The 13,858-nt window shown below is 67.9% G+C and carries 12 protein-coding genes and 1 pseudogene; 11 read left to right on the top strand and 2 right to left on the bottom strand.

The window, feature by feature from the left end:
* Positions 1-1,089 (top strand): lysylphosphatidylglycerol synthase domain-containing protein (locus D7Y21_RS35490; protein ID WP_370039730.1); only part of this gene is annotated, 1,089 nt, incomplete at its 5' end.
* On the opposite strand, the gene gcvA is transcribed toward D7Y21_RS35490, so the two are convergent.
* Positions 1,086-2,021, bottom strand: coding sequence for a transcriptional regulator GcvA (gene gcvA, locus D7Y21_RS35485; RefSeq protein WP_121718041.1), 936 nt, complete (start codon positions 2,019-2,021; stop codon positions 1,086-1,088). The genes D7Y21_RS35490 and gcvA overlap by 4 nt on opposite strands.
* Positions 2,022-2,135: 114 nt before the next feature.
* Between gcvA and D7Y21_RS35480 the strand changes: the two genes are divergently transcribed.
* The 3 genes from D7Y21_RS35480 to D7Y21_RS35470 are packed head-to-tail and all read left to right on the top strand — an operon-like array spanning position 2,136 to position 4,238.
* Complete coding sequence (locus tag D7Y21_RS35480) at positions 2,136-2,417, top strand: hypothetical protein (RefSeq protein ID WP_120562291.1); 282 nt, start codon at positions 2,136-2,138, stop codon at positions 2,415-2,417.
* A 9-nt stretch (positions 2,418-2,426) separates the two neighbouring features.
* Entirely contained in the window at positions 2,427-3,209 is a 783-nt protein-coding gene (locus tag D7Y21_RS35475) for an SDR family NAD(P)-dependent oxidoreductase (RefSeq protein ID WP_121718040.1), read from the top strand.
* 48 nt (positions 3,210-3,257) lie between these two features.
* Entirely contained in the window at positions 3,258-4,238 is a 981-nt protein-coding gene (locus D7Y21_RS35470; RefSeq protein ID WP_121718039.1) for a homocysteine S-methyltransferase family protein, read from the top strand.
* A gap of 1,107 nt (positions 4,239-5,345) precedes the next feature.
* On the opposite strand, the gene D7Y21_RS35465 is transcribed toward D7Y21_RS35470, so the two are convergent.
* A complete protein-coding gene (locus tag D7Y21_RS35465) occupies positions 5,346-7,511 on the bottom strand; it encodes a molybdopterin oxidoreductase family protein (protein ID WP_121718038.1) in 2,166 nt (721 codons plus the stop codon).
* A 64-nt stretch (positions 7,512-7,575) separates the two neighbouring features.
* Between D7Y21_RS35465 and D7Y21_RS35460 the strand changes: the two genes are divergently transcribed.
* The 7 genes and pseudogenes from D7Y21_RS35460 to D7Y21_RS35430 form a co-directional block, all read left to right on the top strand.
* Positions 7,576-8,211, top strand: coding sequence for a hypothetical protein (locus D7Y21_RS35460; protein ID WP_147469465.1), 636 nt, complete (start codon positions 7,576-7,578; stop codon positions 8,209-8,211).
* Positions 8,208-8,561, top strand: coding sequence for a hypothetical protein (locus D7Y21_RS35455; RefSeq protein ID WP_120562286.1), 354 nt, complete (start codon positions 8,208-8,210; stop codon positions 8,559-8,561). Before D7Y21_RS35460 ends, D7Y21_RS35455 begins: the two co-directional genes overlap by 4 nt.
* Positions 8,562-8,672: 111 nt before the next feature.
* Positions 8,673-9,155 carry a hypothetical protein gene (locus D7Y21_RS35450; protein ID WP_120562285.1) on the top strand — a complete coding sequence of 161 codons (483 nt, stop codon included), beginning with the start codon at positions 8,673-8,675 and terminating at the stop codon, positions 9,153-9,155.
* Positions 9,156-9,312: 157 nt separating this feature from the next.
* A complete protein-coding gene (locus D7Y21_RS35445) occupies positions 9,313-9,915 on the top strand; it encodes a chalcone isomerase family protein (RefSeq protein WP_233612407.1) in 603 nt (200 codons plus the stop codon).
* Between the two features lie 118 nt (positions 9,916-10,033).
* On the top strand, positions 10,034-10,846 hold the full coding sequence (locus D7Y21_RS35440) for an OmpA family protein (protein ID WP_121718036.1): 813 nt from the start codon (positions 10,034-10,036) through the stop codon (positions 10,844-10,846).
* A gap of 30 nt (positions 10,847-10,876) precedes the next feature.
* Positions 10,877-13,495, top strand: coding sequence for a TonB-dependent receptor domain-containing protein (locus D7Y21_RS35435; RefSeq protein ID WP_120562283.1), 2,619 nt, complete (start codon positions 10,877-10,879; stop codon positions 13,493-13,495).
* 4 nt (positions 13,496-13,499) lie between these two features.
* Positions 13,500-13,858: pseudogene (locus D7Y21_RS35430) on the top strand (hypothetical protein); the annotation flags it as partial.

Raw genomic sequence — 13,858 nt, 5'->3', positions numbered from 1 at the left:
AGGAGGGCGAGTGTGAGCAACGTGCACCGCGAAGGGGCCCTGGCCGGGCCGGGGACCGCCGCAGGGGAGGGGCTTTCCGCCTCACCGTGCGTCTGGAGACGCAGGCTGCTGACGGTACTCAAGCCGGTGTTCGCGATGGGCGGCCTGGGGATGTTGGGGACCCTGGTGCACAAGGCCGGCGCGGGCGAGCTGAAGACCACGCTCCTGGACGCGCTGCCGCTGCTCCCCTGGGTGGTGTTCATCGAACTGGGACGGCAGGCGTGTGACGCCACGGCGACGCGGCTGTCCTATGGCGCGCGTGCACGGCAGGTGCCGTTGTCGGTGTTGGTACGAGCGCAGCTGATTGGAACCGCGGTGTCGAGCATGGCGCCCGCGGGCCGAACGGCGGCGGAGGCGACGAAGGCCACGCTGCTGACGCCGTACACGGGAGGCGCGGCCGCGACGGCGGCGGCGGCCACGTCGCAGTCGGCGTCGCTGGGAGCCGGAGGGCTCATCTCCTTCCCGTGCGCGCTGGCGGCATATCTGATGACGGGCTGGAGCACGTTCACGGTGGCGATGCTGGTGCACGGCGTCGTGTTGCTGCTCGCGTCGCTGGGCGTGCGCGCGGGGCTCCGGACGAAGCGGCTGGGCACGTGGATGCGCAGGCGGTGCGGAAAATGGGGCGAGCACGCGGAGGCGTTCCAGGCCTCGGTATGCGCCGGAGGGCTGTGTCCGTGGCGGCCGATGCTGGCCTTCCTGGGCAGCCGCGTGTTGCAGGTGATGCAGTACGCGGTGCTGGCGCACGCCGTGGGCATCGACGCGTCGGTGGTGCAGGCGCTGTTCACACAGGGGCTCTATCTGGTGGCGCTGGCGATGGGCTCGCTGGTGCCGGGGCAGGTGGGCGTGACGGACGGGATGTTCTCGCTGGCGGCGGGAGCGATGGGGACGACGGCCGCGAAGGCGATGTCCATCGCGCTGCTCGCGCACACGGTCCAAGCGGTGTTCGTGCTGGTGGGAGCGCTCACTCCGCTGGTGTGGCGCGTGAAGGCGAAGGTGGCGGCCGCCGCGCCGGTGGTGCCGCCCGTGCTGCCCGCGCCCGTGTACCGCTAGGTCCTGTTCGTCAGGGCCTGGCGCCCGGACGCCTCGCGAACGAGCCAGTCGCGAAACGCCACCAGCTTCGGGAGCGTGGCGCACTCGGGCCGGTAGACGACGTAGTACGCGAGCACGGAAGGGAACTCGACCTCCGGGAACAGGCGCACCAGTCGTCCGGCCGCGAGGTCGTCATGCGCCATGATGCTGCGGGCCAGCGCCACGCCCTGCCCGTCGATGGCCGCCTGCAACACCGTGGCGGAGTTGTTGATGCGCAGGCCCCGTTTCGTTTCGACGTCCTTGGCGCCCGCCTTCTCGAGCCAGGCATCCCACGTGGCGAATCCCAGGCGCGCATCCACGGACCGGTCATGGATGAGCCGGAGGCCGCTCAGGTCCGACGGCCGGCGCAGGCGGCGGTTCTGCCGAAGGAGCGCCGGTGAGCAGACGGGATAGACCACCTCGTCGAGAAGCTTTTCGGCGACCAGCCCGGGCCAGCTCCCGGCTCCGTAGCGCACGCCGATATCCACCCCGCGCGCGGCGAAGTCGAGCAGCTCGGTGGACGCATCGAGCCGCACGTCCAGCTCCGGCCATGCGGCCTGGAACCGTTCGAGCCGTGGCAGGAGCCACTTGGCCGCGAAGGCCGGGCTGACTGTCACGGTCAGCACCCCGGCCGACGAGCTCTCCTTCAGCCGCGCGACGCCGACGCTCAGCCGCTCGAACCCCGCGCGGATATCCGGCAGCGCCCGCTGGGCCGCTTCGGTGAGGACGAGCCGCTTCCGTCCACTCGAGCCCCGGTGGAACAGCGGCGTGCCGAGCGCCTCCTCGAGGCTTCGCACGAGCTGCCCGACCGCCGCCGGGGTCACGTGAAGCTCGGCGGCCGCGGCGGAGAAGCTCTCGTGCCTGGCGCTCGCCTCGAAGGCACGCAAGGCATTGAGGTGTTCGGGTGCGCTCATGGGCGGTCAAGATTTCCTTTGTCGGGAGCCAAGATCATCTCGTTTGCGACGGCAGGTGCTCAGGAGCATGAATCCTCTCATCGATGAGATAGCTCATCTTTCACGAGGACACCCATGGTCTACCTGCAAATCACTCTTCAGGTTTCTCCCAACAACCGGCCGGCGGCCGCCGGTGTGTATCAGCGTTACAAGGCGCCCTTCCTGGAGACGATCGCTGGCGCGAAGTCGAAGGAGCTGCTCGTCCGTGACGAGGACGTGCAGGTGCTCCACGGATTCGAGACGGCGCAGCAGGCCAGCGCCTACCTCAAGACCGACTTGTTCAATGCCGACGTCGTGGCCGCACTGAAGCCGCTGCTCGACGCCGCCCCGGACGTCCGCATCTATCAGGCTGCCTGAGGTGCTCCAATGAGTGCACGATTCACCCATCAGAAGCTCATTGTCGTGGGCGGTACCAGCGGCATGGGAAAGGCCGTGGCCCAAGTCGTCCTCGAGGAGGGCGGGCGAGCCGTCGTCATCGGGCATCGAGACGACAAGCTCCAGGCCGCCGTCACGGAGTTGGCCGCGTTCGGTCCCGTGGACGGCCTCCGCGCGGACATCACCTCGGGTGCCGAGAGGCAGGCGCTGGTGGCCCAACTGCGGAGGGACCACGCTGACGCGACGCTGCTGGTCAACGCAGCGGGTGTCTTCTTGCCGAAGGCATTCCTGGAGCACGAGGAACGCGATTACGACCAGTACCTTGACCTCAACAAGGCCGTCTTCTTCATCACGCAGGCCGTCGCGAAATCCATGGTCGAGCGACGCAAGGGGGGCGCGATCGTCAACATCGGCTCGATGTGGGCCAGGCAGGCCATCCAGGCCACTCCCTCCTCGGCCTATTCGATGGCCAAGGCAGGACTTCATTCGCTGACGCAGCACCTGGCGATGGAGTTGGCCGGCCATGGCATCCGCGTCAACGCGGTTTCGCCCGCTGTCGTGGAGACCCCCATCTACGAGGGCTTCATCCCGAAGGAGCAGGTCCCCAGTGCGCTCCAGGGGTTCAACAGCTTCCATCCGATTGGCCGCGTGGGCCGTGCGGAGGATGTTGCGCGGACCATTGCTCATCTGTTGTCGAACGAGGCTTCATGGGTCACCGGCGCAACCTGGGATGTCGACGGCGGCGTCATGGCAGGACGCAACAAGTACAACTGAAGGGAAGAAGAGGTTTCGGAGGATGCTGAAGATGACAGGGACGCGCTGATGGGTGGCCTGGCGAACCACGCACCATTTCTTCGAGCCCTGCACGAGGCCCCGCGGGTGCTCGCCGAGGGCTCCGTGGTCGAGCGCCTGCGCCGCCACCCCGCGGGGCTGCTGGATCCGCACGTGGCGAACGCGGGCCTCCTCTTCAATCCGGAGGGGCGCGAGGCGCTCGCTGGCATCTACCGCGACTACCGTGACATCGGTCTGCGCCACGGCCTGCCCACGCTCCTCCTCACGCCCACCTGGCGCGCGAACGCGGAACGGCTCGCGCGCGCGGGGCTCACCGGCCGCGACGTTTTCGGCGAGGCGGTGGGGCTGCTCGCGGGCCTGCGCGAGGAGGTGGGCAGCCGGGGTGAGGGCGTTTTCATCGGCGGGCTCGTCGGGTGTCGCGGGGATGCCTACCGGCCCGAGGAAGCGCTCCCACGCGAGGAGGCCGCGGCCTTCCACGCGCCGCATGTGGATGCGCTCGCGCGCGCCGGGGTGGACTTCCTCGTGGCCCAGGCGCTGCCGGCCCTCTCGGAGGCCGAGGGCCTCGCCCTGGCGATGGCGCGTACGAGGGCGCCGTTCCTGCTGAGCTTCATCCTCCGTCCCACCGGGACGCTGCTCGACGGAACCCCGCTGGCCGAGGCCGTGGCGCGCATCGACGCCCTGCCCGGAGCGCGCCCGACCGCGTACATGGTGAATTGCGTCCACCCCGCTGTCTTCCGCGAGGGCCTGTCGCGCCAGTTGGCCGCCTCGCCCACCCTCGGCGCGCGGGTGGTGGGCTTGCAGGCCAATACCTCCCGCCTCTCGCCCGAGGAACTCGAAGGGCGCGCGGAACTCGACAGCGAGACCCCGGACGCCTTCGCGCGGGAGATGGGCCGCGTCCATGCGGAGTTCGGCACGCGCCTGCTCGGAGGGTGTTGTGGCACCGACGAACGGCACATCGCCGCGCTCGCCGACGCCCTGACAGAAGGGACGCCGGGCGCTCAGCACCCGTGACAACAAGCTCGCCGTGAACATGCAGGTAGCGAGGGGCCACTGCATCGGTCAGACCGGTCCCAGGTCCTCGGACCTGGAGTCTCGTTGAGAAGGTGAGAACTCCCGTGGGGGCACCCCGGCGGCGGTGAACTTCGGAAACCTGTCGGACAGTCGGACAGGTCCTGGAGAACCGTGGCCGGGCCGCCACTTCAGCCGAACCACGGGAACTTGTCGGACAGTCGGACAGGTCCTGGAGAACCGAGGCCAGGCCGCCACTTCAGCCGAACCACGGGAACTTGTCGGACAGTCGGACAGGTCCTGGAGAACCGAGGCCGGGTGCACCCGCTTCAGCCGCGCGGCAGAACCTTGTCCGACAGTCGAACAGGTTTGGGAGGACCGTGGCCGGATGCACCCGCTTCAGCCGCGCGGCAGAAACTTGTCCGACAGTCGAACAGGTTTGGGAGGACCGTGGCCGGAGCCTCCGTTCCATCCGGGCGGCGGAAACCTGTTGGACAGTCGGACAGCTTTGGAAGAACTGCGGCCAGGGCCGCCGGGTCCACCCGAGGAGTGAAAACCTGTCCGACAGCCGGACAGGTTTGGTCGAACAGTGGCCGGAGCCTCCGCGCCGTCCATGTGGCGGAAATCTGTCGGACAGTCGGACAGGTTTGGGAGAACCGTGGCCGGGTGTCCCCGCTTCAGCCGCGCGGCAGAAGCTTGTCCGACAGTCGGACAGGTTTGGGAGGACTGTGGCCGGAGCCTCCACTCCATCCGGGCGACGGAAACCTGTCGGACAGTCGGACAGGTTTTGGAGAACCGTGGCCGGAGAGCCTCCTCCCCATGCGGGCGGATGAACGTGTCCGACAGTCGGACGAGTTGCGGAGAACGTCGGCTGGAGCCGCCGCCCTATCCAGGCGGCGGAAACCTGTCGGACAGTCGGACAGGTCTTGGAGGCCCGTGGCCGGAGGCCTCTGCTCCATCGAGCTGGGAAACCTGTCGGACAGTCGGACAGGTTTTGGCGAACCGGGGCCGGAGGTCCTTCGCCCTATCCGGGCGGAAACTTGTCCGACAGTCGGACAGGTTTCGAGGAACCGCGTCAGACCGGCGGTGTACACCCCGGATGGTTGGCGCTCAGGCCGGTCGGACCTGGACCGGTGTCCCGCTGAACGCGGCGTTGCCGCTGACGACGTCCAGCGCCTGATCATCCGTGAGGTCGTTGATGCTGGCGCCCGCATGCGCGCTGGCGACCTGTTGGCGGATGCCGGGGCGCTGGTGGCCGTAGCCGTGCGGCAGGCTGACGACGCCGGGCATCACATCGGCGGTGACCGCGACGGGCACGGTGACTTCCCCCACGCGCGAGCGGATGGTGGCGTTGGCGCCATCCGCGAGCCCTATGCGTGAGGCGTCGTCCGGGTGGACCATGAGCGTGCAGCGGGGACGGCCCTTCACGAGCCCCGGCACGTTGTGCATCCACGAGTTGTTGTCGCGCAGGTGCCGCCGGCCGATGAGCAGCAGCTCGCCCTCGCGAGGTGCCGCGTCGTCCGGGAACGCGGCGCGAAGCCGGGCCACGTCCGCGACGAGCAGCTCCGGTGCCAGTTGGATGCGCTTGGCTCGGTTGCGGAGCCGGCCGGGCAGGCTGGGCTTCATCGGGCCCAGGTCGATTCCATGCGGCGCGGCGCGAAGCTTCGCGAGCGACAGGCCGTGCTTCTTGAGCGGATGGAATCGTGAGCCATAGGGCCCCATGCGAAGGCCCAGGTCGAGGATGCGCTCCGGCCCCATGCGCTTGAGTGCCTGGTACTGAAGCGTCGCGCGAACGCTCCGTCCCTTGCGCAGGGTCTCCAGCCGGTGCTGGAGCTCCAGGAGGATCTCCCAGTCCTGGAGCGAGTCCGGACCGGCCGGAAACACCGGCGGCGAATACTTCGCCGTGTTGCGTACGGCAAGCACGTGGAAGACGAGGTCGTAGTGCCCGCGCTCCAGCAGCGACGCGGGAGGCAGGATGTAGTGGGCGTGGCGAGTGGTCTCGTTGAGGTACGGATCCACGCTCACCATGAAGTCGAGCTGTCCCAGCGCGGTGTCCAGCTGCGTGCCATTGGGCGTGGACAGCACGGGATTGCCGGCCAGGGTGATGAGCGCGCGGATGCGGCCCTCGCCCGGGGTGAGGATCTCCTCCGCGAGCGCGGCGACGGGAAGCTCACCGGAGGACTCCGGGAGGCCCCGCACCCGGCTCTTCCAGCGGCCATGGCTGCCAGGACTGACGCCGAACGCTCGAGGCCCGCCAATGAGGTCGAAGGCAGGCAGGGTGAAGAGAGCGCCGCCCTCACGGTCCAGATTACCGGTGACGATGTTGAGGACGTTGATGAGCCATTGGCAGAGCGAGCCGAACGGCTGCGTGGACACGCCGACGCGCCCGTAGCAGACGGCCCCGTCCGCGGCGAGGAAGTCCCGGGCAATGCCTCGAAGCACGTCGGGTGCAATGCCCGTGTGCGGGGCCGTGCGCTCCGGAGGGAAGTCCCGGACGAGCGGCAGCACGGTGTCCAGCCCGTCCACGAACGCCGCGAGCCGGCCCATGCGATGCGCATTTCCCTCCAGCACGACATGCAGCAGGGAGAAGAGGGCGAGCGCATCGGTGCCGGGCCGGACGAAGACGTGCTGGTCGGCGATGACCGCCGTCTCCGTGCGGCGGGGATCGATGACGACGACCTTGCCGCCTCGCTCCTGGATGGCACGCAGCCGGGCGCGCACGTCCGGCGTGGTCATCAGGCTGCCATTGGACGCGAGCGGGTTCGCGCCCAGGACGAGCATGTACCGCGTGCGGTCGATGTCCGGGATGGGCACCAGCAGCTGATGCCCGAATATGAGGTGAGCCGCGAGCTGGTGGGGCAGCTGGTCCACGGAGGTGGCGGAGAACCGGTTGCGCGAGCGCAGCGCGCGAAGGAGCTGGGGGCCGAACATCATCGCGCCCAGGTTGTGGACGTTGGGGTTGCCCAGGTACGCGCCCACCGCGTTCGGCCCGTGCTCCTTCTGGATGGCATGGAGCCGCTGCGTGATGTCGCGGAAGGCCTCCTCCCACGACACGCGCTCCCAGCCGGAAGCGGTGCGCTTCATGGGATGGCGGAGCCGGTCTGGGTCCTCATGCAGGTCACGGAGCGCCACGGCCTTGGGACAGATGTGGCCCCGGCTGAAGGGATCCTCCGCGTCGCCCTTGATGGACGTGATGCGCCCGTCCGCCACTTCGATGCGCACGCCGCACATGGCTTCACAGAGGTTGCAGGTGCGGAAATGGACGGAAGCGCTCATGGACGGCGAGCCTACGCCGGCTCTTCCCCGCGTGGGGCCGTTGGGTGACAGACTGTTCCCCACGATGGCTTTCCTGAACGTGTCGGTCCACGACGCCGAGGTCACGGGCGTACGGATGGATCGGGAGAAGATGTTCCTGCAGTTGGAGCTGGTCCTGCACACCCGCGAAACCGTCTGGTTTGACTTCCAGGGCGCGGAGGAGTGGTCCCTCGAGAGGCTCTGGACGCAGAACGTGCTCTTCGACATCCGCGAATGGCGGGCGGGGATGGCCGGAACCGCCGAGCGCTGCGCGGAGTGGGCGTTGGATGCCGTCTGGACGCAGAAGGTCCTCGCGGGTGAGCTTGCCCTGTACGAGTTCGAGCCGTCCGTGGGGATGGGAGGCTACGTCGTGGCCCGCGCCGCGACGATGGCGCGCACCTGGGAAGAGAGCTCCCTGCAAGGCGTCTCCATCGAGATCGACTTCCTCCTCAAACCCGGTTGGAAGCGGACGATGGAGGACGGCGGGAACCACGTTGTCACCGGCCCCGCGGGGCCTGAGTTCGTCTCGGAGATCTGGCGCATTGCCCAGTTCATCACGTACGGCGATTACATGAGCCTGGAGAAACTGGATGAGGCGGGGCACGTCTACCGGTTGATGTCTCGCGCACGCAAACACATTGCGTTCCAGGTGACCTTCCGTGCGGTGGATGTGCGCCCGTGAATAGAGAATATGAAGAGCTGAAGCCCATCTCGCAGGCGGATGCGATGGAGGCGCTGGCTTCATCCGACAACAATCGGATCCGCGATGCGCTGGTGCGATGGGCGCTGTCTTCGGAGGATTGGAGGCCCGTTCAGGCCGAGTGCCTGCGGCTCTTGGCGCACCCGGATGCAGGGCTCAGGGGCGTCGCGGCCATCAGCTTGAGCCATCTTGCGCGGATCCACAGGACCCTCGACCGCAAGGAAGTGACCGAGGCACTCCAGGCCTTGGCTTCCGATCCTGAAATGGGTGGCCAGGCTGAAATGGCTCTCGACGACATCCGGCTTTTCATCCCCACCGCGACGGCGGAGTAGCATGGGCAGCCATGGCCTTCCTGAATGTGCCGGTCCACGACGCCGAGGTTACGGGCGTGCGGACGGACTGGGACAGAGCGCTCCTCCACCTGGAGCTGCCATGACCTGGGATTGGACGCATTCTGGACCCGGCAGGTGCTGGCGGATGCGTACACCTTGTATGAGGTGGCTTCCTCCAGGGGCCTGGGCGGTTACGTCCTGGCTCATGCCGCGACAGTGATTCGCGACACGCCCCTGACGGCCTCCGTCACGTCTCCAGATGTCTTCGTCCTCCTGGAGAACGTTCGGCAGCGCCCTGGGATGTATGTGGGGTTTGATGACTCGCAGCGGGTCGAGCAGCTGCGGAGCCTGGAGCTTCTTCTGCACGGGTATTCGATGGCGTTGAGGGCCCACGGCGTTCCAGAGGCAGGCTTCGGATTCGTCATGGACTTCGCGCACTACCTTGCAGCGACGAGAGGCTGGAGCGCGTGCTGTGGACCCGTCGCCATGGTCGTGAAGGCCGCCGAGCGCAAACACGATGTGTGGATGCTGTTCTGGAAGCTCGTGGACGAGTTCCGCGAATCGCTGGCCCGTCCCGGCCCGCTTCCGGAGTAAGCTCACCTCCCGGGCTTCGTGACACCCCGCGCCATCCGCCCTGTCCGCCGGCCAACCGGGGAGTCACTTGAACCCCCAACAGCCTTGCCTTGGGCCTCCGGTTGCCGTCCAATGGTGCACAAACCAATGATCGCCGCCGGTGGCGGTTTTCTAGAGCATGCACACCGTTGCGATCACCGGCTTTGGGAAGAGGGTGAAGGGGAAGGCGATGACGGGGACGGCGTGGACAAAGGGGGCGCGAGGGCTCGCGCTGGGGATGCTCCTGCTGGTGGGCGCTGCGGCCCATGCGGGACAGGCGGGCGGGGTCAACATGCCGGATTCCCTCCAGGTGGAGGGGCGCACACTGGCGCTCACCCACATGGAGCTGAAGAAGAAGCTCTTCTTCAACGTGTACGTGTGGAGCCTCTACATGGAGGAGGAGCCCACCTGCTTCAAGGAGGCCGTGGCCTCCAACAGCCTGAAACGACTGCACTTCCGCTTCCTGCGCACCATCACCAAGGACCAGCTCGTGGGCAGCTTCCGCGAGGGCCTCCGCCAGAACCCGGCCATGCGCCAGGACGCCCTCAACCAGTCCCTGGAGAAGCTGCTGTCGTCCCTCCATGACGTGCGCAAGGGCGACGACCTCGTCCTCACCTACCTGCCCGGCTCCGGCCTCCACGTCTCCGGCGGCGCGTCCGGCGGTGTCCACATCCCCGGCAAGTCCTTCGCCGACGCCCTCTTCAGCTCCTGGCTGGACACCCACCCCATCTTCCCCAAGTAAGGCCGCTCGTCCGGCGGGGAAGTTTGGCCTCAAATTGGATGCGCGTTTCTCCTAGGCTGCGGGCCCGAGAGCGGTAATCTCGGACCCACCAATATCCTTGTCAGGAGGAATCGCACCTATGCGGACACGTCTGGTTCTGGCTGCCCTCGTCGCCCTCTCCACGGGTTGCGTCTCGCAGGGGAAGTTCAACGAGAAGGCCCTGGAGGCGGAGGGGCTGACGAAGAACCTCACGGATGAGAAGGCGGCCCGCGCGGCCGCCGAGGCGAAGATCAAGGAGCTGGAGGAGAAGCAGGCCGCGCTGGAGCAGGAGAAGACCGCGCTGCAGACGCGCCTGGACGCCTCCGAGAACCGCCTCACCGGCGCCGCGGCCGAGCGCCGCGCCCTGGAGGAGAAGAACGCGCAGCTGGCCGCGCTCAACGACGAGCTGGGGCGCAACGCCAAGAAGCTGGCGCAGGCGAAGGAGGAGCTGGAGAAGAAGAGCTCCGAGTACGAGAACCTGGCCCAGTCCCTCAAGCAGGAGATCTCCGACGGCAAGATCGAACTGTCGGAGATGAAGGGGCGCATGACCGTGCAGCTCAAGGACAAGATCCTCTTCGCGTCCGGCTCCGCGCGCGTGGGCAAGGAAGGGCAGGACGCGCTGGTGAAGATCGCGGACGCGCTCAAGACGGTGAAGGGCCGCATCGTGCGCGTGGAAGGCCACACGGACGACGTGCCCACCGGCGGCGGACAGTTCGCCACCAACTGGGAGCTGAGCCTGGCGCGCGCGATGGCGGTGGTTCGTTCGCTTCAGGACTCCGGCGTGGACCCGACCATGCTGTCCGCGGCGGGTTATGGGCAGTACCAGCCGCTCGTTCCCAACGACACGCCGGAGCACAAGAGCCAGAACCGGCGCATCGAAATCGTTCTCGCTCCCGGCCTCGGGGGGCGCTAGGAGGGGGCGCGGGAGACCCGCGCACCCTTCATGAGAACGCTCCTCTGTGTCGTCTGTGTATTGCTTGCGACCGGAGCCGTGGCACAGGCTCCGGACGCAGGAACTCTCGCCGGCGATGCTGGCGCTCCCACGGGCGTGCTGACGAAGCCGCCCGCCCTCCTGCGTCAGGTTGAAGCGGCCTACCCGCCGGATGCCGCCGCCCAGCAGCTCGAGGGCACGGTGGTGATGTTCATCGACATCTCGGAGACGGGCGCCGTCACGAATGTCGAAATCACCCAGCCCGCGGGCCACGGCTTCGACGAGGCCGCCACGGAAGCGGTGAAGCAGTTCCAGTTCGAGCCCGCGGAGGTGGACAACGTCCCCGCGCCGGTGCGCATCCAGTACGCCTACCAGTTCGTCTTCCGCGCGCCGGAGCCGCCACCGGAGGTTTCTCCGGACGGCGGCGTCGCGGAGCCGCAGGGGCCGGTGAACTTCAGCGGCCAGGCGCTGGAGCGCGGCACTCGCAAGCCCCTGGTGGGCGCGGAGGTGGTGCTCACGGAGTTGGATCGCTCCACCGTCACGGACGGCGAAGGGCGCTTCTCCTTCCGGGGCGTTCCGGTGGGCACGCACCCGGTCGTCGTGGTGATGGGCAACTACGACCGCTTCAAGACGCAGGAGACGATTGAAGAGGGCAAGGAGACGCGGGCCACGTACTACGTGCAGAAGCGCATCTTCAGCCAATACGAGACGGTGGTCCGCAGCGACCGCGAGCGCAAGGAGGTGACGCGCACGACCATCACGGTGGCGGAGGTGCAGCGCGTGCCGGGCACGCAGGGGGACACGCTCAAGGTGGTGCAGAACCTGCCGGGCGTGGCGCGGCCCGCGTTCAACGGCGGCGCGCTGGTCATCCGAGGCACCAGCCCGCAGGAGTCCGGCGTCTTCCTGGACGGCCTGCGCATCCCCATCCTGTACCACTTCGGTGGCCTCACCTCCGTGTACAACTCGGACCTGCTGGCGGCGGTGGACTACCTGCCCGGCAACTTCTCCGCGTACTACGGCGACATCACCGGCGGCGTCATCAACGTGCGCAGCCGCGAGCCCCGCACGGACCGCTACCACGCCACGGTGGGCATCAGCCTCATTGAGTCCAACGCGGTGATTGAAGGCCCCATCACGGACACGCTGAGCTTCGCGATTGGCGGCCGGCGCTCGTACATCGACCTGGTGCTCAAGGCGGTGCCGTTCGACGACGACAGCCTCCAGGTGGCGCCGCGCTACTACGACGCGCAGGCGAAGCTGGTGTGGAAGCCGAACAGCCGCCACACCTTCACGCTGCAAGGCCTGACGTCGCGCGACCGGTTGGCGTTGCTGTTGGACCAGCCGGCGGACGGCGACCCCTCCGTCAATGGTGGCCTGGACGTGACGACGGGCTTCAACCAGCTGCGCCTGCGGCACCAGTTCCGCGAGGGCAAGCTGACGCTCGACACGCATGGGCTCGTGGGCAACACCATCTTGGACTTCCAGATTGGCGAGCGCGGGCTGCGCATCGCGTCCACGGACCTGTATCTGCGGCCCACGGTGGAGTACGCGTTCAACGACAGCGTGAGCGTGGCGGGCGGCCTGGACGTGGTGGCGAACCTGGCGAACGTGACGGCCAGCATCCAGCAGCCGCCGCGCGAGGGCGAGCCGCCGTCGCCGCTGGTGACGGAGGACCTCATCAACATCGACGGGAAGTTCACCCAGTACTACCCGTCCGCCTGGGCGGAGGTGCGGTGGCGGCCCATCAAAGACCTGCTGGTGGTGCCGGGCATTCGCACGGAGAGCTACATCTTCACGGACCAGCAGGAGGTGAAGCGCACGGTGAACCCTCGGCTCGCGGTGCGCTACGCGCTCACGGAGACGCTGACGCTGAAGGGCGGCGCGGGCGTCTATCACAGCCCGCCGGTGCAGGATGAGCCGTCGCCGGGGTTCGGCAATCCGGACCTGGGGGCGAAGCGGTCGCTCCAGTACAGCGTGGGCGCGGAGTGGCAGGCGCGGCCGGAGTGGTTCGTGGGCAGCGAGGTCTTCTACAACGACCTGGATGACCTCATCGTCCGCTCGAACGCGCGTGTCGAGCGCGACGGCGAGTTCGTGCCGGAGAACCTGAAGAACGGCGGCGTGGGGCGCATCTATGGCTTTGAGTTGCTGGTGCGCCGGGCGCTGACGGACCGGCTGTTCGGCTGGATTTCGTACACGCTCAGCCGCAGCGAGCGCCGGGATGCGCCGGGGGCGCGCTGGCGCAAGTTCGACAATGACCAGACGCACGTGCTGACGGCCATCGCCAGCTACAAGCTGCCGAAGGGCTGGGAGGTGGGCGCGCGGTTCCGCTTCGCGTCCGGCAACCCGACGACGCCGGTGCTGGGAGCCAAGCGCGACGACACGACGGACGTGTTCATCCCGTACTACGGGCTGGTCAATTCCCAGCGGCTGCCGTCGTTCAACCAGCTGGACATCCGCGTGGACAAGAACCTCATCTTCGACACGTGGAACCTGGACCTCTACCTGGACCTGACGAACGCGTACAACAACCAGTCGGTCGAGGGCGTGGCCTACAACTACAACTATTCCAAGCGCGAGTACTTCAAGGGCCTGCCCATCCTGCCCGTGCTCGGCTTGAAGGGAGCTTTCTGACGCCATGCGCACTCCCGTCCTGCTGTCTGTCATTGTGTTGCTGGGGTCGAGCGCGTGCAGCGGCCCCGACTTCGACGCCCAGAGTGAGATTCGCAGCGTGCGTGTGCTCGGCATCAAGGCGGAGCCGCCGGAGCTGGTGTTGGAGCCGAACGCCTCCACGCTGCCGCCGCCGGTGACGTTCACCGCGCTGGCGGTGACGCCGGACGCGCGTCCGGTGACGGTGACGTACGCGCTGTGCCGGCCGGACGTGAACCCCTACGGGGACGTGGCGTGTCCGGGGGACAGCGGGGTGGCGTTGCCGGGCGGGGTGTTGTCGTTGAGCGACCCGGCGGTACAGGCGCTGCTCATCGCGGCGTTCCAGGC

The sequence above is a fragment of the Corallococcus sp. AB045 genome (assembly GCF_003668895.1).
GTDB lineage: Bacteria > Myxococcota > Myxococcia > Myxococcales > Myxococcaceae > Corallococcus > Corallococcus coralloides.
The sequence above is the reverse complement of the archived record's forward strand: the minus strand, read 5'-3'. Positions and strand labels throughout refer to the sequence as shown.

What these genes read in the sequence shown, in the direction of transcription:
- gcvA (WP_121718041.1), bottom strand. Translation starts at nt 2,021, where the DNA reads ATGAGCGCACCCGAACACCTCAATGCCTTGCGTGCCTTCGAGGCGAGC.
- D7Y21_RS35440 (WP_121718036.1), top strand. Translation starts at nt 10,034, where the DNA reads ATGCGGACACGTCTGGTTCTGGCTGCCCTCGTCGCCCTCTCCACGGGT.
- D7Y21_RS35480 (WP_120562291.1), top strand. Translation starts at nt 2,136, where the DNA reads ATGGTCTACCTGCAAATCACTCTTCAGGTTTCTCCCAACAACCGGCCG.
- D7Y21_RS35475 (WP_121718040.1), top strand. Translation starts at nt 2,427, where the DNA reads ATGAGTGCACGATTCACCCATCAGAAGCTCATTGTCGTGGGCGGTACC.
- D7Y21_RS35460 (WP_147469465.1), top strand. Translation starts at nt 7,576, where the DNA reads ATGGCTTTCCTGAACGTGTCGGTCCACGACGCCGAGGTCACGGGCGTA.
- D7Y21_RS35435 (WP_120562283.1), top strand. Translation starts at nt 10,877, where the DNA reads ATGAGAACGCTCCTCTGTGTCGTCTGTGTATTGCTTGCGACCGGAGCC.
- D7Y21_RS35470 (WP_121718039.1), top strand. Translation starts at nt 3,258, where the DNA reads ATGGGTGGCCTGGCGAACCACGCACCATTTCTTCGAGCCCTGCACGAG.
- D7Y21_RS35445 (WP_233612407.1), top strand. Translation starts at nt 9,313, where the DNA reads ATGCACACCGTTGCGATCACCGGCTTTGGGAAGAGGGTGAAGGGGAAG.
- D7Y21_RS35465 (WP_121718038.1), bottom strand. Translation starts at nt 7,511, where the DNA reads ATGAGCGCTTCCGTCCATTTCCGCACCTGCAACCTCTGTGAAGCCATG.